The following is a 23,566-nucleotide window of genomic DNA, read 5'->3' on the forward strand; positions in this document are numbered from 1 at the left end:
GTCGCCCGGCTGTCCCAGCCGAGACGTGGGCAACACGACTCGAAGAGTCATGCCACAACGCTTACTTGCCGTTCAGCTTGGGGTGCATCAGCATGGTTCGGACCTGATCGATCGAGGGCGGTTTGACGGAATGTTCGTCGATGCCCGCGCGTTGACTTTTCAAACGATCCTCGGCTTGTCCGTAACCGGTCAGCGCGACCAGCAGCACGTCGTCGAACTCGGGGCGACTGCGGATCGCTTTGGAGACCTCATAGCCGTCCATCCCCGGCAAACCGATATCTAAAAACACCAGTTCCGGATGCGTGTCCAGGACCAACTGCAGGGCTGAAGGTCCATCGTGGGCAGTGCGGATCTGGTGGTCCCCCAGTTTTCGCAGCAGCTTGGACAGCAGCCAGGCCGCTCCTTCGTTGTCGTCCACGATGACGATACTTCGGGGCTGGTGATTAGAGGAAACCGCGACCTTGGGTTGGTCGTATGCCAGCGGCGTGGTGGTCGGCAAGCGGACGGTGAACGTACTGCCCCGGCCCATCCCTTCGCTCTCGGCGCTGACCGTCCCACCGTGCAGTTCGACCAACCGTTTGACCAAGGTAAGCCCGATGCCAAGGCCTCCCTGCGAGCGATCCAGCGAGCGACTGGACTGAGTGAACAACTCGAACACGCCGGCCAACAACTCCGGTTCGATGCCGAGACCCTGGTCACACACTTTGATCACCACCTCGCCGTCGCGCAAGCGGGTCGACAGCTCGATGCGTCCGCCGGCTTCCATGTATTTGCAGGCGTTGCTGACCAAGTTCTCCAAGACCTGAACGATCCGCACCGGATCAGCCTGGATCCAAATCGGTTCGTCGCTTAGTTCCAGATGCAAGGTGTGGTCGTGCATCTGAATCGCATGCTGCACCGCTTCGATCGTTCGGTGAATCAGCGGCGTTAGCTCTACGGGCTGGGTGCGCAAGTCCACTTTCCCACGCATGATGCGCGACACGTCCAGCAAATCATCTACGAGACGCACGACATGTTCGACCTGATCTTGCATCAGGCGAACAACGTCTCGATTGCCCGACAGATCTTCCAACGCCAGCAGGTCCAGCCCACTGCGAATGGGGGCCAGGGGATTGCGCAGCTCGTGAGCCAGCATGGCGAGGAATTCATCCTTGCGGCGGTCGGCCGCAGCCAAGCTGGAGGCGATGCTGCGAAGCTCGTCTTCCATGTGCTTGCGCTCGGTTTGGTCGCGCAGGACCTTCATATAACCCAGGGGCTGCTGATCCGGTCCGAGCAAGCAGGTCGTCACGCCCAAAGCAAAGAACTCCGACCCATCGGCTTTGCACATCCAGCGTTCGCTGGCCGCCGTACCGGCTCGGCTGGCTTCGGCCAATTCCGCCTGAGGTACACCGGCACGTCGGTCGCCGGCAGTGTAGATCCGGTCGGTCAAATCTTGAAACAAAAACTCCTCTTCGGCAAAGCCCAGCACCCGCCGGACACCTTCATTCCAGCTGGTCGGCCGTCCCGCCCGGTCGGTCATAAAGATGGCGTAGTCCTGAATCTGTTCGACCAGGGTTCGGAAGCGTTGTTCGTTCTCCAGTTCCCGGAGTTCGATTTCTTTGCGAGCCGTGATGTCCATCACCAGGCCCACCAACTGTCTCGGCTGGCCTTCTTCGGTGCGAGCGATACTACTGGTCACCCAGATCCAACGTTGTTGCCCGTCGACGCGCACGATCCGGCATTCAAACTCCCACACGGCACGCCCCTCCAGAGCCTGCTGCAGTAGTCCGTCGACGGCCCCGCGGTCGTCGGGATGGACGTGGGTATTGAGAAACAGATCGTAGCTCCAGTTTGGCTGCAATCCGTCGTAGCCGAAGATCTGGTCGTGCCGGACGCTGCGAGTGGCTTGATCGGTGGCAAGGTCCAGTTCCCACTGACCGATCTGAGTCGCTTCCAGGGTGAACTGCAGCAAAGTCTCATTGCGTTTCAGGGCGTCGATCGCCTGCAGCTCGCCGGTCACGTCTCGCAGCACCGCCAACAAGGCAGGACGCCCGGCATAGACGAACGCGCTGCCGGTCACCTTGACCGAAATCGTCGAGCCGTCCTTGCGAACGTGGGTGCCATCGACGTGATAGACCTCGCCCCGTTTCGTTTGCTCGACAAAGCTTGCGAACTTGTAGTGGTCGTCGGGATGGACGATCTGGGCTCCCTTCATCCCGATCATTTCTTCACGCGTGTAGCCGTGCATCTGACACCCGGCCGGATTGACCTCAATCAACCTTGCCTGATCGTCAAAAATCAAGATCGCGTCGCTGGTGGATTCAACGATACTGCGGTACTGCGATTCTCGCTCTGCGATGCGTCGGTCCGCCCGTTTCTGTTCGCTGACGTCCCGAAACACCAACACGACGCCGACGATATGGCCCTGGTCATCGCGGATCGGTGCCGCGCTGTCATCGATGGGCGACTCGCCGCCGCCCCGAGCCCGCAGGATGGTGTGGTTGGCAAGGCCGACAATGCGGCCGTGCGCCAGAACCCTCTCGACCGGATTTTCGACCGGCGCGCCGGAAGTTTCGTGAAAGATCTGGAACACCTCGGCCAAGTGCTTGCCGGCCGCGTCCTGCTGAGACCAACCGGTCAGTTCTTGGGCCACCGGGTTGAGGTACGTGACGCGGCTCTGGGTATCGGTCGTGATCACCGCGTCGCCGATGCTGGCCAGGGTGATCGAAAAACGTTCGCGTTCCCGCCCGAGACGCTCGTTGTCCCGGCGAATCCGACGACTGATCGCCGCGGTCGCCGTACCAAAACTGACAAACAGTCCCAACGCCGCCCAACCGCCCGCGTCGCCCGGAAGGATCGCACCGTGCGGCGGCAAAAATAGGTAGCTGGCCAGCGCCGCACTCAAAAAAGTTGCCAGCAAGGCCGAACCGGCACCTCCCAGCCAAGCCGCCAATACGACCGAGAAAAAAAACGTGACGAATGGCACCTGATCGCCCAAGGGCGTGGCGAACAACCAACGCCAAACCATCGCCAACACCGTGACAACGATGGCAATCCCATAGGCAATAAAGGCCGGAGGTCGTCTCACGTTTTATGAAATGGGTTTCAAGAAGAGAGCGATGGCGGGCTCGGCACGGGCAGGCGGCAAGCCCCGCCAAAGGGAGGGACACAGAAACACTCGCGTCAACGGCAAACAAATGTCACCGGCTCCACGCAAGCAAATCGTATGCCGCGGCGTAGTGGGCATGCCGCCAGACAACCGGCATGCCGCCAGACAAGACCGATGCCACAGCGCAGCTCGGCGATTCCCGGCGAGAGATATGCCGGGTTTTTTTCTCGATCCGGAAGCCTACACCGACGCGCAGCTCGGCACCCGTCGGCGGAGCGAAAGGCGACACGGGTCCCTGCCGCGACGTTGCTACTCGGTCTGTTTGCTCAGCAACTCGACCGATTTGATCTCCACGTGCATGTCTTGATTGCCGTGCAATTGCAGGGCAAAGACGCCCTCTTTAGCGCCCTTTTCGTCGCTCAGATCGCAGGCCAGGATGTCGCCGACCTGCGTGACAATGCGGTCCCCGTGGACACTGACCACCATCGTCGTCCACTGCTCGCCATCGAGCCCAGCGACCACCTGTTGCCATTGCTTGTTGCGTTTGCCGCGACGCTCCGGCGGGAACGATTCCAGATAGTTCAGCGGTTTGGCGATCCAGGCTCGTCCGCCGGTCTCATACAAACCGCCGACCAGATCGCTGTTCTCCAGTTCCGCCTGCACCCCGTGGATCCCGACGGCTTGTTCGACCGGTTTGCTGTGGAAGTAGAACCCGCTATTGCCAGCCCGGATGCGGAACACGATTCGAGCGGTGAAGTCGCCGTAGGACTGCTCGCTCAATAGCAGGCCGTGGCGTTTTTCACTCTTGGGACTCTTTCCCACGAGAATCCCGTCAACGACCTCCCACTGCCCACCGCCGACGGGTTTCCATCCACGGAGATCCTGGCCGTTGAACAACGGCTTGTTCTCTGCAGACTCCGGCCCTTCGCCAGGAGCCGACACGGTCCACAGAAACGTAGTAACAAGCAGACCGAAACAGCAGCGCAATAGCAGGCGGGACATCGTCGAAGGACCGTCAGTAGTAACCAACGAAGCGGGGAATACAACGAGCCGTCATTGTAATCGCTGCGGAGCCCCGCGGGGGTCAACGACCGCGTCGCAAGCGTCCCAAAACTTGAATCTGCGAGAGCTCATAGGCGTCCTCGGCACCCAACCGCGTCGCCATGTACATCAGTCGCGCGGTGATCCGACAGCGAATGGGATGACGCGAGTTGTCACAGGCGCACTGCATGTCTCGCAGGAATTGTCGATCGCACTGCTGACGGCTGGCACCGGGAATCGTGTAACAGGCGTCGTGGCGACGACAGGCGGGCCGAAAATCCGCCCCGCCGGCACCCTGCGGGATCAGATACCGCAGCGGCCCCCGCATCGCAGCCGGCCCACAGGGACGCGAGCTATCGTCCGCCCCGTATCCCAAACTCGCCGGCAACAAAACCACCAGGGCGATCCCTAGAACACGTGTGAGCGATACGTCCAGCATAACGAACATCCTTCGTTGATTTCGGCGGGGCAGGGCAGGCCTTGGCGGGGTGACCACGACAACCCTAGGACGCTCCCGAGCTGGATCAACAGGGTTGTCTGCAGAAACCGCGATTATTGCAACCGAGGTTTCGGGGCGTCCCGTTGTAACGATCCGCCGGCCGGCGACCCTCCCGCACAGGCGGGAGAAAGTTCCCCACCGGTTCCAGCGAACCCCTGGTGCCGACGCGCTCAGCGGTTGCGTTCGGCAGCTTCGATGCCCTGATCTTCCAACTGGATCGCCTGCTGAGTCTGCGCGTCCAGCAGAGGCGGTTCCGAAGCGACTTCGCCGCCGCAGCCCACCGCGACGGCCAACATACTCAGAATGCTGACCATCAACAGTCGTTTCCTCGTCAAGGTACTCATTGGTGTTTCTCGTATCTGTCGTATGGAGTTGTTACGTAGTGTTTTACAAAGTAGCTCGGCCGGTCCCGCCAAGAGGTGCGTGGGCAACGGCAGGGACCGCCGCGCCATCACGCTCACAGGCCGGAAACCTATGCCCCAGGTCAAGGCAGCTCAACCACTTCGCCGTCGTTGCTGACGCTCATCCGGCGAAAGACTTCGGCGTCGACCGTTTCGGCGATCAGCCGCACCGAACCGTCGCCGAGACAGAAGTTGGTTCCGCCGCTGTGCGAGGAACCGAAGAACGGATGCCAGGCTCCCCAGGAGATCCCGCCGCGGTCGGTGACCGTGGTCCAGGCTCCGTTCTCGTAGTGGGTCGCCTGCTCGTCGGTGATCGGAGGAATGCCGTAGCGGGTTCCGTCGGCCAGTAAGCCGGCCCCGAACCGCACCACATCCTCATCCCACCCGGCATTGTTCCAGCGTTCGTTGTCGCCGCCCTCGCTGCCGAAGGAATTGCGATGCAACGCCTTTTCGCCAATCATCAGCGTATTGGACGAACCGTCGCGAATCTGTTCGATACGCGTCCGACCGCGGTCGGTTTGCATGATCACGCCATCCAAACCACTGCTGGCACGTTCACGAACGCTGCCCGGTCCGCGGGTCCCGGCGTTGCCGGCGTAGTCGACGCGATAGAAACCGCCGCTGCCGTAGGGCTTCGGCTGGCGCCGCGAAGGACAGCTGTAGATCGGTGAATGCGCCTGAGCGACGATGTCTTCCTGGGTGTTGTAACCACCGGAACCCACGATGGGGTCGTAGGTTTCACTGGACAGGTCGTAGACATTGTCCTGTTCGATGTACGCCAGGATTTGATAACTCCAGCTCCACCCATAGCGGGTCTGCGACCGGCAACAGTCTTCCAGCGGATCGGGCACCCGGTGGTCGCCGTCACGAGCACCACCCGGCAGGTATCCCAGCGTGTCCTGAAAGTTGTGGCAGGCCAAGCCCATGTTCTTCAGATGGTTCTTGCATTGCATCCGCCGCGCCGCTTCGCGAGCCGCTTGAACGGCCGGCAACAACAATCCCACCAAGACGCCGATGATCGCGATGACCACCAACAATTCCACCAAGGTAAACCCTCGATGCGATGTGCGGCCCCGCCGACCGCTGTGACTCAGATTCCTGTTCATTGCTTTCCTTTGTTTGTCCATTTCCGTCAATGTTTTCTGACATCGTTGACCGCCGTCGCCCCTGCGACGACGTGACGAGGCAAACAGTAGAAAAGCGTTATGAAGGGCATATGAAGGAAGCGTTAGCGTTGCGAATGCTCCGCAGCGGGACCACCGGCCCCAACGCGCAAGGTCTGCCAATATCCCGTTGCGGCGAGGCTAAGGCGACCGAACCAATCCGCTCGGGCAGAGCGCAAGGGGGAAAGATTTTTTCCGGACTGCCCATGCGTCTTGAGCGTCCTGAGCGTCGACGCTACACAAGCGGAACGATCGCACGGACGGTTCAGTCCACGGACTGGCGTTCGCGAATTTGCCGAGCCACGTCGTGGCCGGCTCGTCCCCGCACATGCAGGAGCTGGATCCGGAGTGTCCTTTATCCGGCGCTGGCGTTCTCGATCGTCACCGCCATGATGATCGGAGCGCTGTTGTCTTCGCCCTTGACGAACTCAAGCCGCTCGATTGTCTCGTCCCGCCGAGGCGTGATATTCAGGTAGCGGATTTGTTGGTCGCCCAGTTCAAAGGCGAACTGGCTTTGCGGCACATCCACGCGGCGAATGTAATCGGCAAAGTGCACGCCGTTTCGCAGCGGATGGTCTTCGCTGCGGCCATCCGCGTAATGCAGGCGGACGATCATCGAAACGGTCTGCCGCCGATCGTAGGGATAATTCCATCCACCGACGCCGCTCAGCAGATGGATCTTGGCCGCCGGCGAGTTGACCGGCACAGTCACCGAGCGCGGCATCTTGGGCGGCAGGGATCCGTTGGGCCCGTGCAGCAAAATAATGTTCGGCCGGGACTTGCCCTCTGGATCGGTCAAGACGAAGGGGACGTTCTCGAAGACTTTGGCGTTCCAGTCCGAAAACACCATTCGGTCCGGGCCGTCGTCGCCGTCGTGAAACAAGCCTTTGGTGCTGATCGCCGTCGCCGCGCGATCCAGTGGCAAGGGAACGAATCGTCCCTTGTCGGTCAGGAATTCCAGCAGATCCGCCAATTCCTGCTGGCTGATCTGTTTTTCAAACCCCTCTGGCATCACCGATTGCCGCGACGCGATCAATTCTTCGATCTCGTCGCGTGCCACGTCGATCGTCTTGCCCTGCGAATCGACAATCGTGATGCTCGTTCGCGACTCCCCGGCCAGCATCCCGTTGATCACTTGACCATCGATCGTCAGGACGTTGTACAGACGATAATTGCCTTCGACGTTGCGCGAGGGGTCGATGATGTGAACCAACAGTTCGCTTTTGGGATGCACCGCCATGCCGGTCAGGTCGGGTCCGATCTTGTGTCCGATATCGCCGTGTTTGTGACACGCCGCACAGACCTTTTTGAAGACCGCCCGGCCCGCATCGACATTGCCGGTTTGCTCGGTCAGATGCATCAGCGATTGCAGGACCTTCTCACGGTCGGCGTCGGGCAAGCCACCGCCCATGGCGAGCAATGCTTCGGCCCGCTTCTGCAGCGCTGCATCCGGATACGATCGCAGCGACTGTTTCTGTTCAAGGCTCAACTCATTCAGGTCGAACTCACGCTGCTCCGCCGCAGCCAACAGCGTCCGGGCCCAAGCCGGTTTGCCCAACAACAAACTGATCGCGGTGTTTTTGACGCTGGGGGTAAATCCGGACAGCGCGTCCAGCACGACTTCGCCGGCGGTGGCCGATTCGCTGGCCGCGATCGCGCCGAGCAGTCCCGCCCCGAGTTGAGGCGAAGTTTGCGGCGTGATCACCGCGACGATTTCTTCCACCGCCTCGTCCTCTGCCGCGCGAAAGCCGATCAGGTCGCGAGCCGCGGCGACGCGAGCTTCCGCCGCCGCGTCCTCATTGCCCAGGAGGTCGACCAAGGCATCGACGATCTCGTCGGCGTACGATTCCAGGGCCCGCGTATTGCACTGGGCGGCCACTCGCAGCAATTTGACTTTGGCTTCGGCGGGCAAGGCATCGAAGGCCGCGACAAAGGCCTGATCCAGCTCGGTGTTCGCGACCACGCGGAAGTCGCTGGGCAATCCTTCGGTCAATCCATCCAGCGCGGCGACCGCCAGCGGTGCGGGGCTGCGGGCCAAACCATCCAGCAAACGCTGAAGCCGATCGGCGTCGGGGCGACCGCGGGCAACATGCTCGGCCACGCGACCGATCAATTGACGAGAACCCTGCGAGACCACCGGTTCCTGAAGCTCCGCAATCGCCCTCAGGAAACCATCGGCATGCGCCGCTGCCGCGGCGGTGAAGCCATCGAGCAGGATGTCGTCGAGCTCTGGGCGAACCAAAAGCGCGACAAGTCGACCGGCCCGATCCGAGGCCGGCATGTCGGCCAGTGTCAGCAGCGCCTGCAAACGAACCTGGGCGTCTTCGTCGCCAAAGATCGTGGGAGCATTCATCAACACGTCCAGCCCCTGCGGGTGAACGGGCAACAGCGCCAGCGCCGCGCGGCGGACGCCGGGCGAGCGATGCGCGATGCCGCTGGCGAGCAATTCGGCCGCCTCGGAGGATCCCGCCGCAAACCATCCCAGACCGTCCAGCGTGTGCAGGGCGTGGATGGCGCCAACGTTTAAACCGAGGGCGTCGACCGATTCGTCTTGGACCAGTGAGACCAACGCAGGAATCGCCTCCCGGGCTTCGCGTTCGATCAACAGTCGCTGGGCGTGCAGCCGCCACACGAAGGATGGATGCTGCAGTTGTTCGACCAATTGCTCTGCGGACGCCGCGGCCAAAGACGCGAAGGCATGCAGTTGCTCCTGGTCGTCCTCGGTGGCCACCACGCGATAGATTCGACCGTGTTTCTTGTCACGCAGGTCGCTCTCGTAGGCGGCGCCTTTGCCGGTTTCAAAGCCCTGGGGCGTGGGGTTGTGCTGGACGATGTAGTTGTACCAGTCGATCACCCAAACCGCCCCGTCGGGACCGACTTCGGCCATCACCGGGGCGCTCCATTCGTCGTCGCTGGCCAGCAGATTCAGCGGGCTGGTCGAGGAATAATCCGCGCCCTCGCGGCGCAGCACAAAGGTGCCCACCAGGTGACCGGTCGGCCCGCAGACAAAGGCCGTCCGGTTCCACCACTGCTCCGGGAAGGCCCGCGCGGTGTACAGGGCGTGGCCAGCGGCAGCGGTGTAACCGCCGTGATGGTCGACCTGACGAACCTTGTCGGTGATCGGATCGAACCGGTGCGAGTCGGCGATCGTGTGCAGCGTGGACGGGGCCCAGCCGCGAACGCGTTCGTAGTAGCGATTCGGGATCGGCATGAACATGCTGGGATTGTGATTGGCGGTCGAGCCGAAAATAAGACCTTCCTCGCTGATCCCCAAACCCCACGTGTTGTTATCGCTGGAACGAATAAATTCCAGGTCGGTCACTCGCGGCGGATCGGTCTGAGACAGCTTGAATCGCCAGAATCCCTGCCGGAAGGATTGGGCCTGATGCATTTCGCCGTCGGGACCGAGGTAGCGCGGCGAGCTGTTGTTGTAGCCCTGCATGGCCCAGATCCAGTTGTCCAGGCCATAGCGAAAATTACTGACCCCGCCGTGCGTATCGCCCAGAGCCCAGCCGGTGATCAGGGTCGTCCTCTGGTCGGCCACGTCATCGCCATTGGTATCCTTCAAGTAGATGGTTTCTGGGCCGTTTTGGACCACCGCGCCGCCACGCACGATCACCAATGTGGTGGGAATGCTAAGGCCTTCCGCGAACACAGTAAATTTGTCCGCGACGTGGTCGCCGTCGGTGTCTTCGCAGATCCGGATGCGGTCGCGATTCTTGCCCAGTTCGTTCGGGTAGTCGACCGTTTCGCAGACCCACAACCGACCTTGTTCATCCCACGTAAGGGCGATGGGTTTGGCCTGGAACGCGCGTTCGTCGGCGTAGCGGCGGACGATCATGTTTTCCGGCGTCACGAACCGCTTGATCGACTCTTCCGGCGACAACGGTTTTTGCATCAGGGTGATCGGATCGCCCTGGGTGCCCCACTGGCGGCTGGGAGTGTAGTTGGGGATCTTGGGGCCCACATCGACGTACTGGAAGGGTTCCTCGCCGGAGGGCAAGGCGGTCATCGCAGGCACATCAAACCGCTCGGGATCACGGAAATCGGCCGCTTTGCCGGGATCGCCGCCGCAGGCCCAGCGGATGCCGCGTTCGACCAGATTCACAAAGCCGGGATTGGTAAATGTCCGGGCGTCGTGCCCCCAAGCGGTGTAGAACACGCGGCCGTTGCCATGCGTGCGAACCCAAGTCCAAGGCTCCCGCGCTCGATTCTCCGCCTGTTCCCCTTCGCCGCGATACTCCAGCACCGTGCGGTTTTGCTCGTTGTGCAGATGGTGGATGTAGGTTTCGTCCCAGCTGCTAAACCCGCCAAAGCCCTGCATGACCGGGTGCTCAGGCCGCGCGATTTCGGTCGAGAAGATGCCGGTACCGTGACGCTGGAATTGGCCTCCCATCAGCGCCACCATCTCGGGACTATTCCGCCAGCAGTAACTGGCACAGTGCAGCGGTACAAACCCCTTGCCGTCGGCGACGAACTTCAACACCGCGGCCGCCTGCTCGGGTTCGATGGTATCGATGTTGGCGTACAACACCAATCCATCGTAGGCGGCCAGCGTTTCCCGGTTGAGATCGTCCATGCGTTCGGTGTACCGCAGCTCGATCCCGCGCTTCTCGAGCTCCGGTGCAAGCTCCTGGAACCGCCTGGCCGGTTGGTGAGGGCCGTTGTCGCCCATGAACAGCAGCGTGAAATCGGCGGCCGACGCGGGGAATCGCGGCATCGCAACCAACCATACAGCGACGGCGGACAAGCACGCCAAGCGGGTCGCCGGAGCAAAACGGGACAGCATGAAAACGGTTCTCGCACAGGGGGAGCATTCGACCCACCGCCACACGGGTCGAGCAAAAGCAACGGGAGCATCAATGGGCTGCAACGTGGGCGGGAATCAACCCAGCGTGAATTCGGGCAAGCGCACGATCTCGCCGCCCTTGGTGGCCGACTCGTGCGCGCAGATCCCGACACAGGTCCAGTTCGCACTGGTCACCGCATTGGGCAGCGGATCGCGATCTTCCAGCAACGACGAAACGAACTCATGCACCAGATGCGGATGCGATCCGCCATGGCCTCCGCCCTGCACAAACGAAAGGTGCTCGGCATCGTGAATTTCGGCCGGCAGAGTAAATCGGCGGATCTCCTCGGGCAGCCGATGCGCAAAGTCCGGCACCTCGATCTTCTCCGGGATTTCCGGTTCCGGTTTCTTGGCCGTATGCAGCACGTGCGGTTCGTTCTCGATCAGCGTCCACTCAAAACTCTTCTTCGTGCCATACACGTCAAAGCTCTCGCGGTACTGACGGGCGACGTCGTACAGGAATCGCCAGATGTGCGCCGTCAGATCGCTGTCCTTGATCTTGATGTGGCAGGTTTCGACCGCGAACGTGTTGCCGGACTTCTTGGCGATGTCCTCGCGAACCGTTCCCGAGCCAAAACAGCTAACGTACTCGGCCAACCCGTCGACCAATCCCAGACAGGGGCTGACCACGTGCGTCGCGTAATGCATCGGGATCATTTCTTCCCAGTAACTGGGCCAACCGTCCATGTCCTGCGGATGCGATGCGGCCAGGTGCTGGATCTTGCCCAGCTCACCCTTCTCGTACAGCTCCTTGATAAACAAGTACTCGCGACTGTAGACGACCGTTTCGGCCATCATGTATTTGAGGCCCGTCTGTTTGACCTTGTCGACGATCTGACGGCACTCGTCGATCGTCGTGGCCATCGGCACGGTGCACATCACGTGCTTGCCGGCGTCGAGGGCCTTGAGCGACATCCAGGCGTGGTCGGGAATCGGGCTGTTGATATGGACGAAATCGATGTCCGGATCGGCCAACACATCGTCGTAATTGGTGTAGCGTTTCTCGATCCCGAACTGGTCTCCCGACTTATTTAATGCTTCGGGATTGCGCCGGCAGATGGCCGTGACATTGGCTTGGGGGTGGGCTTGATAGATCGGGATGAACTCGGCACCAAATCCCAATCCGATCATGGCGGCGTTGACGGTCTTGCTCACGGGCGGGGCTCACTATCGCAATAGTTGGAAGGGAAGCATCGACGACGTAGAGAGGCATTATGGCCCTTCAGCCCGCCCTGCCAATGACATTTTGCGCATTAATATTGAGATATTTCACCCGCGTCGATTTCGCTGCTGCAGGCTCCGGTAGGCGGCCGGGTCCTGCTGCGGATCCAGATCCCAGAGATCGGCGGTAACGACGCAGCGGGCCCCGGCGCGGGCCGCTTCGTCTTGCGAGCGGCCAACCGCTTCCAGCAGCGAACCGGTTTGCGGGGGCGAGAACTCGCCCGCCGCTTGCCGCTGTTCCATCCAGCCGTTGCCGGAGCGGGCCGGGATGATCGTGATATGACGGGCTCCGGCGGCCAGCGCGTGCCGCACCGACAAGACCGTCCACCGCACCGCTTCGGCTTCCTCAGTCCAGGGCGGTCGCAGCATCAGGAACACGCGCAAATCGATACCGCGCGTCCGGAGGTAACGTGCAAACGCGTCGAAATCGTCGCGGGTCATGCCCTTGTTCAAGCGCCGCAGCATGCCGGGTTGGACGGTTTCCAGACCGACGGCGATCTCCAGGCGTCCGGCTAGCTGGCTGGCGAAGCGTTCGATCCGGCTGCGTCCGAAGCGCGGGTGGTTCTCGACGACCACGCGATCGAAGCGGCGCACCGCCCGGGCGATCGCCCCGTAATCCGAAACAGGGATGCTGCGGGGGTCGAAGAAACTGCCGCTGTTGTAAAGCTTGATCGTGCCGCCGCCGGCCTGCGCGGGTCCGCCGGTTTGCGGGGGGCCGTCCGCGTGCGGCCGCCAGTGCTGGGCGATGGCTTGGCGGATCTGGGTGACGATCGCTCCGGGCGGCGTGGCCCCGGGCAGGGTCTGTTGCCAGAGGTCGCACATGGCGCATCGCAGCGGGCACTCGGCGGCGGCCAGTAGGATCGTCAGGGTCGGCGTCTGACCGCCCCGGCCGTCGGCTTCCTCTTCCACCAGCACAGCGCCAGCCCGCTCGGCGGTGACGGGCTGTTTCGCACCGCGAGCCGCCAGCACTTGGCCGGTCAGCGTATTCTTAGCGCGGCCAGCGTCACTCAGCACGCGGTCTTGGCGGGATCGAGAAACAGTTCCGTAAAGGTGTCGCGGTAGACGAGCGGGTCTTCTGGGAATTGCTCGGCAAAAGTGGCTTCATCGACAGCGCCTCTTTGGAAACGGCACTTCTCAAAGACCGGCATCTCTAGCCCGGTAACCGCACGCACGCCGGCCGCGACCACCTGGCCTTTTAATTCGTACAGACGCTGGTGGTCCCAGTCGGTCAGGGCGACAAAGGGAATGGCTTCGGCCGCTTCGATCACATCGGGCAAGGCGTAAGGACTGAAGCCCTCGAACCCAAACCGGCGTGCCGGGGCGGACGTTCGCACGTGACCGCGACTCTGACCGCCGCTGTAGACCAGCGAGTGCTTGACCGCATCGACGCCCCAGCCTTCCTGATACAGCATGCGATTGCCCAGCACGCTGCGGATGGTCAGTTCGGGATTGTCTTCGATCGGGTAATCTTTCAGGTTCTCGTCGCCGCCGTCGCCATCGATCAGGTATTTCCAGTCCGGGTATCGCTCGCGGATCCCGCGGCACATTGCCAGAGCCATCGTGGCGGACTGGACGTCCAGCGGTTTGTAGTCCTCGATCACGCGGATGGCGTCGCGGTAATTGATCGCTTCGACCGGAACATCGATCACCTCCAGCAGCATCTCGAGATCCACCTGGCGGAGGAACTGCTGGGCTTGGCGAACGTCGCTGCTTTGTTCCGCCACGTTCAGTGTAAAGGCTTTCAGACGCTGAGCCGGTTGGCCTCGCTTGAGCAGCAATTGATGCAGGACCAACAACACCGATCCGCTGTCGATCCCGCCGCTGAACAGCACCCCGATCGGCTGGCGATCATCGATTTTGTCCAGCCACGCGTTGCAGGCCGCTTCCAGGCGCCCGATGTAGTGGTGTCCGATGGCGTCGACATCGGCCGGCAGGCGATCGCGCTGCGGCGTGAAGAAACGATTCAGCTGGGGGTTGGGATCCGGGCAACCGACCAGTTGCAGTTCCAGCAGGTGGTGGGCGGGAACCATCCGCGTATAGGAAGGATGGAATTGATCCTGCAGCCCTTCGGCGACCAGTTGGGCATGAATTTCATCGATACGTTCGGCGATGATCAAGCAGGGGCCGGCGGTCCGCTTGGCCAGAAAGTATCGCATCGGCCGGCCAATCGAACGGGCCATGCGAACGGTTTTTCCCACGCGTTGGCAGATGGCGAACTGGCCCTGTATCTGGCGTATCCGTTCGGCTTGGCCGCTCCGCACCGCCTCGGCGGCTTCGGCGTCGCTCATGTTCAACAGAACATTGCCACGGGGATCCAGCAGGTCGACCACACGTTCGACCGGTTTTTGGGGGGGCATCATCGGCACACCTCAGCGGGATCAGGCCGGCCATTCCGGTTCCGGCAGGTTATTCAGAACACCTATCAGCGGTTACACTAGCCTATCGTCGTCGGATTCGGGAAGGCTCGCCCGCATGATTCCGACCACAAAACGTCCCAACCTAAGTGGACCTACCCGTTTGGATATTTGACTCGATGGTGAATTTGCAGCGTTATTTTCCAGAAGGCGGACCGCCGCGCACCAACTTTCTTGACATCATCAAACACTGGACGGACATCCACCCGGACGACTACGCCTTCCACTTCAGCGACGGCGAGCGAGAGGAAGCGGCGCTGACCTACGGTCAACTGTGGGATGAGATCCGGGGCTTGGCCGGCTATCTGCAGCGGACCGGTGTGCGGCGCGGCGAGCGAGTGCTGTTGATGTACCCTCCGGGCCTGGACTTTGCCGTGGGTTTCTTCGCCTGCCATGCGGCCGGAGCCATCGCCGTACCGGCGTTCCCCCCCCGCAAGAATCGCAAAGCCGGACGCATCCGCTCGATCGCCAAAGACGCCGACGCGCGCTTTGCGCTCTCGACCGCCAAGGTGGCCGAACAGCTCGGCGGCGAGAACCGTCACGAGGACTTGGTCGACATCGAATTGATCGGTACCGACGAGCCGCTGGCGCGAGATGCCTCGGCGTGGCAACAAGTCGCCATCGATGGCGACGACGTGGCCCTGCTGCAATACACCTCTGGTTCGACCGGTTCGCCCAAGGGCGTGATGCTCTCGCACCGCAATCTGGTCGCCAACTGCGAACAGATCACCTACGCCTTCGAACCCGAAGGTGCCACGCGCGGGGTGACCTGGTTGCCGACCTATCACGACATGGGGCTGGTCGGCGGCGTCCTCCAGCCAATCTTTGTCGGCAAGATGAACGTCCTGATGAGCCCGATGACGTTCCTGCAGCACCCGGTGAAGTGGTTGCGGACGGTCTCGCACTACCAAGCTCACATCAGCGGCGGACCGAATTTTGCCTACCAGTTGTGCGTGGATAAGATCAGCGAGGACGAACTGCAGGGCCTGGACCTGTCCTCGTGGTTCGTCGCCTTCAACGGTGCGGAACCGATTCGCACCAGCACGCTGGACGCGTTTGCCGAAAAATTCGCCCCGGTGGGCTTTCGCCGCGAAGCCTTCCTGCCTTGTTACGGGATGGCCGAAACGACGTTGATCGTCACCGGCGGCCCCCAGGCGACGCGTCCCTTCGCTCGCACCTTCCAACGACACAACCTGGACGCCGGCACCGCCACGCCGATTCCCAAGGATCGCGAAGATGCCCGCGAAATGGTGGGCTGCGGCGCGGTGATCCCGGGCGAACGGGTGGAGATCGTCGACGCCGAGACCAACGAAATCCTGCCTCCCGGCAAAATCGGCGAGATCTGGGTGCAGGGTCCCAGCGTGGGCAAAGGCTACTGGAATGCTCCGGAAGCCACCGCCGAGACCTTCGATGCCCGCACCAGCGATGGGCAGGGACCGTTCCTGCGAACCGGCGACTTGGGCTTCCTGCACGAGGACCAGTTATTTGTCAGCGGTCGCTTGAAAGACTTGATCATCATCCGCGGTGTGAATCGCTATCCGCAGGACATCGAAAAAACCGTCGAAGAAGCCAGCGAAGCGGTTCAGGCCGGAGCCGTCGCCGCGTTTGCCATGGAACACGAGGGCAGCGAGCGTTTGGTGATCGTGGCCGAAACGGTGCGGAGCCGGAATCTGGATCGCGAGAAACACCTGCAGGCCATCCGCCGCGCGGTCACCGCCCAGCACGAACTGCCTCCGGACGCGCTGTACCTGGTGCGAAACAGCAGCGTTCCCAAGACCAGCAGCGGCAAGATCCAGCGTCACGCCTGCGTCGACGCCGTCCGCGATCAAACCCTCAAAGTCGTGGCCAAGTGGGTGCGCTGGGAAGAGGAAGTCGAAGCCTGGCACGATGACCGCCCGATGATGCAGGCGGCCACCGCGGGCAGCGGCCAGGACCAGGCCAACGGCAACAACCTGGAGGGCGCGACCATCGATGGCCGTCCGCCCAATGCCGACATCGTCGCCGTGGTTTCGCAACACGTGCGAGCCGTCGCCCAGGAACGCGCCAAACAGCTGGACGTGGATACCAATATCGTCCTGGACCTGGGACTCGATTCGCTGGAACGATTGCAGATCGCCCATGCCCTGGAGCAGGCGTTCGGCGGCCGGTTTCCCGAAGACGTGCTGGACGAAATCGAAACCATCGGTCAGGTCGCCGTGGCGATCGAGCGTCACATGGGGCAAGCCGCGATCGCTCGCGCCCAACAACACGGCGGACCGGGCGAAGCGGAATCGGCGGCAGGCGGACCGGCCGAGGGCCAGGCCGCCCCGCAGCGCGAGATCGACGAAGCGTCCTATCAATTCGATCGCTTTCCCGAGTACCTGCGGCTGAAGCAGACCATGGCTCAGGTGCTGATGACCGGCGTGCCGAACCCGTACTTCTCGGTGCACGAGTCGGTGGTCCGCGATACGACCGTGGTCGATGGCCGCGAACTGATCAGCTACGCCAGTTTTAATTACATCGGCATGTCGGGCGATCCCGAAGTGACCCGCGCCAGCATCGAGGCGATCGAGAAGTACGGCACCAGCGTCTCGGCCAGCCGCCTGGTTTCCGGCCAAAAACCGGTGCACCTGGAACTGGAAAAGAAGATCGCCGAGTTCTGCGGCGTGGAGGATTCGTTGACGTTTGTCAGCGGTCACGGGACCAACGAATCGGCGATCGGCCAACTGGTCTCGCCGGGCGATTTGATCCTGCATGACTCGCTGTCGCACAACAGTATCGTCCAGGGTGCGATGCTTTCGGGCGCCCGACGTCGCCCCTTCCGGCACAACGATTTCGAAGAGCTCGAGCGCGTCTTGAGCGAAGTCCGGCGGCAGTACCGCCGCGTGTTGGTCGTCGTCGAAGGCGTGTACAGCATGGACGGCGACTACTGCGACTTGCCGGCGGCAATGGAGGTTTGCAAACGACACAAAGCGTTGTTGATGATCGACGAAGCCCATTCGCTGGGAACGCTTGGCGCGACCGGCCGCGGGGTCGCCGAACACTTTGGCATCGATCCCAACGAAGTCGATATCTGGATGGGCACCCTGGGCAAAGCGATCGGTTCCTGCGGCGGGTACATCGCCGGCCGCAAGGAACTGGTCGAGCTGCTGCGATACACCGCGCCGGCGTTTGTCTTTGCCACCGGGATGAGTCCCTCGGTGGCCGCCGCCTCGCTGAAGGCCTTTGAAGTGTTGGAGCGAGAACCGGAGCGACCCCGGCGGTTGCTGGAGAATTCCGCCCTGTTCCTCGGCCTGCTCAAAGACGCGGGGATCGATACCGGACTCAGCGGTGGCACGCCCGTGGTGCCGGTGATCACCGGCAATTCGCTGGTCGCCCTGCGGTTGTCGCACCGCCTGTTGCTCGACGGCATCAACGCCCCGCCGATCCTCTACCCGGCCGTGGAAGAAGCCGCCGCGCGGGTGCGTTTCTTCATCACCAGCACGCACAGCGAACAGCAACTGCGCGATACCGCGGCCCTGGTGATCAAGCACGCCGACGCAATGGGAATCGGCCGGTCAACCGAAGCGGCCGCCAAGTAACCATCAGCCGTAGGGCGCTAGCCCACGGTTCCAGTCCAAAGTCTGGCGACTTCAGCTACGGAGAGCGAGACGTCCAAAGTCTGGCGACTTCGGCTACGAGGTCGGCAACGGTCCAAACGGGAGCGCTAGTGTTGTGGAGGACGACGCCGCGGAACTGAAGCGTTGGCTGCGTGAACGTGCCCAGCAGCTGGGGTTTCACCTGTTCGGCGTCGCTCCCGCGGTCACGCCCACCGGGTACCACCGATTGGTCGAGTGGATCGAGGCCGGTTACGCCGCCGAGATGGATTACATCCCGGCGCGGCTCTCCGCCTACCAACATCCCGACGGCGTGATGGATGGCACGCGGTCGCTGGTCATGCTGGGGTTTCCCTACCGCACGGTCGAACCGCCACCGGCGGATGCGCTCGAGGGACGCGTGGCACGGTATGCCTGGGGCACGGCGGACTATCACGACCTGATCCACCGGCGGCTGAAGCAACTCAAGCGTGAACTGGCCGCTCGCGATGCCTCGATCGGCGTCCGCGGCGTCGTCGATTCGGCTCCCTTGATGGAACGCGAATTCGCCCAGTTGGCCGGACTGGGATGGACGGGCAAGAACACGCTGCTGCTGAACAAGCTAGAGGGCAGCTACTTCTTTCTGGCTTGCCTGCTGCTCGGTGTCGATCTTCCCGCCGATCCCGCCCACCACAGTGACCACTGCGGCACCTGCACCCGCTGTCTGGACGCCTGTCCCACCGACGCCTTCGTCGCGGCCGGCGTCTTGGACAGCCGCCGCTGCATCAGCTACCTCACGATCGAGCATCGCGGTCCGATCCCTCGCGAGCTGCGTCCCCAGATGCAGGACTGGGTGTTTGGCTGTGACGTTTGCCAGGACGTCTGTCCCTGGAACCGGCGTGGCAGCGTCGCAAACGACCCGGCCTTGCAGCCGCCGGTGCCCGACCAGCAACTGGATCTGGTGGGGTTGTTCGACCTGGACGACGACTCCTTTCGCACGCGGTTTCGCAAGACGCCGCTGTGGCGAACCCGGCGCCGCGGCATCTTGCGAAACGCCGCCATCGTGCTGGGCAATCAACAAGCCTCAGCGGCGGTTCCCGCCCTTTGCAAAGGGCTGGCCGATTCCGAACCCCTGGTGCGCGGCGCGGCCGCCTGGGCCCTGGGGAACATTGCTACGGGAGCCGCCTGGGCCGCTTTGCGCGAGCGTTCCGCAATCGAACAGGACCCTACGGTTCGTGCAGAGATCGATGCGGCACTATCCTCCTGTAGCTGATCTCGCCAGAGATTGGATCGTAGCGGCGAGCAGGTCCAAAGTCTGGCGACTTCAGCTACGGCCACGGTCGCCGCGCGTAAGTGTCGACCCTGCTGCCGGGCCCGGTTATGCTGAACCCTGGAATATCCTTCCCTCAAAATCCTTCCTGCGAGCGCGATCCCGATGCCACTGGTCTGTGTAAAACGCTTTATCTGCTCGGCCGTCGCCTTTGCCGGTTTGCTAGGCATGACCACCGCGATCGCGTCAGCACAGCCGCCGGGGCCCAGTCCGGACACGCTGGCTGGATCCGCGGAAGGCTCGCAGCAGGCCGAACGGCCGCGGCCCGACGAGGAGGCGCGGCGGTCGTATCTGGGCCGCGTGATCGCCAAACCGATGTCGCATCTGGGCGCCGGTTGGCTGGTGCGGCCGACGCGGCAAGAGGAAGAGCGTCCGGACCAATCGCTGAAGCAGCTCGGTCTCCAAGCCGGCATGACGACCTGCGACATGGGCTGCGGGAACGGTTTCTGGACACTGATGATGGCGCGGGTCGTGGGACCACAGGGCCGGGTCCTGGCCGTCGATATCCAGCCGCAAATGCTGACCAAACTGCGTCAGCGAGCGGACCGCTTTGAGATCGAAAACGTGGAACCGATCCTGGGTGACGTCGATGACCCGAAGCTGCCGGCTGGCGAAGTCGACTTGGTGTTGATGGTGGACGTGTACCACGAGTTTTCGCATCCCGAGTCGATGTTGTGGTCGATCCGCCGGTCACTGAAACCCGAAGGCGTCGTCGCTTTGCTGGAATACCGCGAGGAGGATCCGCGGGTGCCGATCAAACCGCTGCACAAGATGTCCAAACCGCAGATCATGAAGGAGTACAAGCAGAACGGTTTTAAATTGGTGCGCGAGTACAACGGTCTGCCCTGGCAGCACCTGATGTTCTTCGCCCGCGACGACAGCCCATTGGAAGCGATCGAACCCGAACCGTTCTCCGTCCAGCGATAATGCTGCGGTAGCTCAAGCTCCCAGTGTTGCCTTTCGCTCCGCCGAAAGTACCTCCAGTGTCGCCTTTCGCTCCGCCGAAAGTAGCTCCAGTGTCACCTTTCGCTCCGCCGAAAGTACCTCCAGTGTCGCCTTTCGCTCCGCCGAAAGTAGCTCCAGTGTCACCTTTCGCTCCGCCGATCACGCGAATCGTCGCGGATATGTGAGTGCTGGTTTGGGGGCTCCTCTCCACGGTGCGACACCCTTCTGAACAACCTCAGATAGACGCGGATGAACACAGATTATTCGAACTCCAGTTCGGTGTTCATTTGAGTTCCTCTGCGACTCTTGCTTGTCCGTCCCTCCGCGGTGGCATTACAATGGGGGGCTCGAGTGCGGTCGTGAACGCTACCTACCGCGCTGCAGAAGCAATGCACCCGAGGGGCAAGTTCGGTGCGGGCGGAAGCAACAGTTCACACCGCCGCCGCGTAATTTCTACCGTCCAACCGTTTGGTGACGGTCCATCACAATCGCGTCCAGGGGCAGCAAACAATGCGGAACACGATTCGAACCTTTCTCATAACATCGGTCGTATGTACCGCCGCTGGCGTGACCGCGCTGATCGGCCTGTCAGAGGTCGCGAACGAACTGTCAGAGGTCGCGAACGAAACCGTCAGCGAAGAGCAGAGGGCAGAGCTCATCGAACGGGTTCTCAGCGGGGCATTTAAGTCGGATAGAATTGATTACGGCTTTCACGTGGTGGACGGTCAGGTCGTCTTCGAAGGACGCAATCATGCCAGCAGTCTGGTGCGCAAGAAAGTACTGACGCCGGTCGAAGGTGCCGATGCGGCAACCTTCCGCACCCTTAACCAGGTATTTCCCGAGCGAGGTAGCCGCGTGTATTACGGCGTGGACAAGAACTATGTGTACGTAGAAGACACCGAAGGAATCAGGAGAATTGACGCCGACCCGACTACGTTTCGGCTGCTGGATCTTGCCGGCAGATTTGCCCGCGACAAAGACAGCGTTTACTACCGTGCCGTCAAAATTGAAGGCGCCGATCCCAATTCGTTCCGCCGCCTGCATGGTGATTTTTCGGTTGACGACAACCACGCCTATCTCGGGCACCTCGTTGTTCCAGCGGACGCCTCAACGTTCGAAGCAACCTCTTCCGGGTACGTCTCCAATGTCTGGCACAATGATCGAGTTACCAAGCGGCCGAATACAATCGCAGGCTGGAGTCGGGACGCAAAGAATATCTATTATGGTATCGAGCGATTTGACCCTGCCGATCGCGAGACGTTTCAGGATCTGAGTTTTGCGAGCTACGCCAAAGACGCGTACCACGTTTACTACAAAACGGAGATTGTTCCTGAAGCCGATCCGGAAACCTTTGAGATTCTGGGGACGCAATATCTAGACTTCTTTCCGCCGAGTCTAAAGTACCTCAATGTTCACGGCCCACTCGCACGCGACAAGGACCACTTCTATTTCGATGCTGAAATCTACGAACGGGACGGGCCCTGGTTCCATGAGAACGACGAAAATGACCTAGAACGGGAAAGCGTGAAGCCCGGTACCAGCGTCCACCCTCCGAACGTGCTCAGCGAGTCGCTAGATAAGATCCTACGCAAGCACGAAGCGCAACTTGCTCGATCAAGCACCCTGCAAGTAGATTGGTCGGTAACGTATCACGAGGACGCTGACAATCCGACCCGCGTCGAGCACTACCGGACCTCCATCGCTCCCGGTTACGAGAGATCAACCCGGCTAGCTCCGGGAGCGGAAGTCCCGGACCACTATCTGTGGGACGGTGCGTCATTTCATCGGATGCCGGGGTACTCACGCGAAGAGTACCTTCGTGAGCCCACGTCGATTACGGCTGTTAACGGTCTGCTGTACCGCGAAGACAGCCCTGTTCATCGCCTCTTCCAATGGCGTTCGCTGCGGGCGTATCGGGTATACGCAAATGAGTGCGATTTGAGTCTCCGAGAGCTTTGTGAGCAGTCGCTGGAACAGCCGGAATTCGACCAAAGCGGCGATTTCGTACAGATCCAAATCGTGCATCCAGGTTCGTTGGCTTTCAACCAACGCGGAAGGCTAGCGATCCCAAAAGGAGCACGAGTTTCTTTTGAACTTGACGCGGCGAGAGGGTATCTGGTCACGGGCCATGGGACCACTTTTGCACTCAATAGACATGGCAAACGTTTTTCACAGCAGCTCAGCGTCCAGACGTATAAGGAGTTCCCCGGAGGTGTTTTTCTTCCGTCTCGCGTGAGCTATTCCGCACAGCGAGGAAGGCATGAGACGCGGCAGACAATCGATATCGAGTATTCCGCGGTCAATCAGCCGATCGAGACTGACCAGCCGTTTTTTCCCGAGAATCTGTTGGTAACGGAGTTCAAAACCTGTGACGCCGCGAACCCGGTCGGCTGTTACGTTGTCCGAGCGGATGGCACTCTGGGCGAGCAGTTCCCGTCCGAGCGGGTGGCGTCTCTGGTGAGAGCGCATCGTATGAACGATTCAGAATCCTTGATTGCGCCCCAGATGAAGAAGCTGAGTGCTGCGCCGGATGTAGGAGATGCCGCGCCGCCAATCAGGGCGATGAACATCCTGAGCGGGCAACCGGAAGCGGTGGAGTTTCAAGGCCGAGTTACCCTGGTAGAGTTCTGGGCGACTTGGTGCGGCCCTTGCCAACCTGCAATGCAGAGAATTAACGATCTTGCCAACGAACGAAGTGAACGGTGGGAAGATCGCGTGCAATTCGTCACGATCAGTGTCGATGATGATCACGGTGCGGCTGAGAGACGTTTGCGCACTCGCGGATGGCTTGGCACCCGAACTCTGGTCGACACGCCGGTAACGGGTCACTCGCTCGAAGACATTGGGTTCCCCTCCGTTGCGGCCCAGGACTACGTGGTGACCGGCGTCCCGACGAGCTTACTTATTGACGACCACGGAAACATTGTATTCAGAGGTCACCCGGCGTCTGTCGATTTTGCTGAACGGATCGAGCAACTTCTGGAAAGCCGCCGCGGCAGCGATACGGTACTGGACGATCACCACGAATGACGAACGTCGACCACCGTGGAGAACGCGGCCG

Annotated in this window: 13 protein-coding genes; 4 read left to right on the forward strand and 9 right to left on the reverse strand. The window is 61.6% G+C overall.

All coding sequences use genetic code 11. The features are described from left to right. Positions 1 to 61: 61 nt before the first annotated feature. The 9 genes from GE027_RS03245 to GE027_RS03285 all read right to left on the reverse strand — a co-directional run bounded on the left by GE027_RS03245 (position 62) and on the right by GE027_RS03285 (position 14,619). Entirely contained in the window at positions 62 to 3,067 is a 3,006-nt protein-coding gene (locus tag GE027_RS03245) for a PAS domain S-box protein (RefSeq protein WP_153555738.1), read from the reverse strand. Positions 3,068 to 3,397: 330 nt separating this feature from the next. Further along, entirely contained in the window at positions 3,398 to 4,090 is a 693-nt protein-coding gene (locus GE027_RS03250; protein WP_153555739.1) for a 3-keto-disaccharide hydrolase, read from the reverse strand. An 82-nt stretch (positions 4,091 to 4,172) separates the two neighbouring features. After that, entirely contained in the window at positions 4,173 to 4,568 is a 396-nt protein-coding gene (locus GE027_RS03255) for a hypothetical protein (RefSeq protein WP_153555740.1), read from the reverse strand. A gap of 230 nt (positions 4,569 to 4,798) precedes the next feature. Further along, the gene (locus tag GE027_RS03260) at positions 4,799 to 4,972 is read right to left on the reverse strand and encodes a hypothetical protein (protein WP_153555741.1); all 174 of its coding nucleotides are present in this window, start codon (positions 4,970 to 4,972) and stop codon (positions 4,799 to 4,801) included. A gap of 140 nt (positions 4,973 to 5,112) precedes the next feature. Continuing rightward, positions 5,113 to 6,135 (reverse strand): DUF1559 domain-containing protein, encoded by a 1,023-nt coding sequence (locus GE027_RS03265; protein WP_153555742.1) that lies wholly within the window; start codon positions 6,133 to 6,135, stop codon positions 5,113 to 5,115. Positions 6,136 to 6,547: 412 nt separating this feature from the next. Continuing rightward, positions 6,548 to 10,981, reverse strand: a complete 4,434-nt coding sequence (locus GE027_RS03270) for a PVC-type heme-binding CxxCH protein (RefSeq protein ID WP_153555743.1) — start codon at positions 10,979 to 10,981, stop codon at positions 6,548 to 6,550. A gap of 96 nt (positions 10,982 to 11,077) precedes the next feature. Further along, positions 11,078 to 12,172: a Gfo/Idh/MocA family protein gene (locus GE027_RS03275; protein WP_153555806.1), complete on the reverse strand. Its 1,095-nt coding sequence runs from the start codon at positions 12,170 to 12,172 to the stop codon at positions 11,078 to 11,080. A gap of 138 nt (positions 12,173 to 12,310) precedes the next feature. Further along, complete coding sequence (locus tag GE027_RS03280) at positions 12,311 to 13,276, reverse strand: Fe-S oxidoreductase (protein ID WP_153555744.1); 966 nt, start codon at positions 13,274 to 13,276, stop codon at positions 12,311 to 12,313. Continuing rightward, entirely contained in the window at positions 13,270 to 14,619 is a 1,350-nt protein-coding gene (locus GE027_RS03285) for an asparagine synthase-related protein (RefSeq protein WP_153555807.1), read from the reverse strand. Before GE027_RS03285 ends, GE027_RS03280 begins: the two co-directional genes overlap by 7 nt. 176 nt (positions 14,620 to 14,795) lie before the next feature. Between GE027_RS03285 and GE027_RS03290 the strand changes: the two genes are divergently transcribed. The 4 genes from GE027_RS03290 to GE027_RS03310 all read left to right on the forward strand — a co-directional run bounded on the left by GE027_RS03290 (position 14,796) and on the right by GE027_RS03310 (position 23,535). After that, positions 14,796 to 18,236 (forward strand): aminotransferase class I/II-fold pyridoxal phosphate-dependent enzyme, encoded by a 3,441-nt coding sequence (locus GE027_RS03290; protein WP_153555745.1) that lies wholly within the window; start codon positions 14,796 to 14,798, stop codon positions 18,234 to 18,236. A gap of 133 nt (positions 18,237 to 18,369) precedes the next feature. Continuing rightward, positions 18,370 to 19,503 (forward strand): tRNA epoxyqueuosine(34) reductase QueG, encoded by a 1,134-nt coding sequence (gene queG / locus GE027_RS03295; RefSeq protein ID WP_153555746.1) that lies wholly within the window; start codon positions 18,370 to 18,372, stop codon positions 19,501 to 19,503. Between the two features lie 162 nt (positions 19,504 to 19,665). After that, a complete protein-coding gene (locus GE027_RS03300; protein WP_237607226.1) occupies positions 19,666 to 20,487 on the forward strand; it encodes a class I SAM-dependent methyltransferase in 822 nt (273 codons plus the stop codon). Between the two features lie 585 nt (positions 20,488 to 21,072). Further along, positions 21,073 to 23,535, forward strand: coding sequence for a DKNYY domain-containing protein (locus GE027_RS03310; protein ID WP_162006553.1), 2,463 nt, complete (start codon positions 21,073 to 21,075; stop codon positions 23,533 to 23,535). The last annotated feature ends 31 nt before the right edge of the window (positions 23,536 to 23,566 follow it).

Source organism: Roseimaritima sediminicola (assembly GCF_009618275.1).
Classification (GTDB): Bacteria; Planctomycetota; Planctomycetia; order Pirellulales; family Pirellulaceae; genus Roseimaritima; species Roseimaritima sediminicola.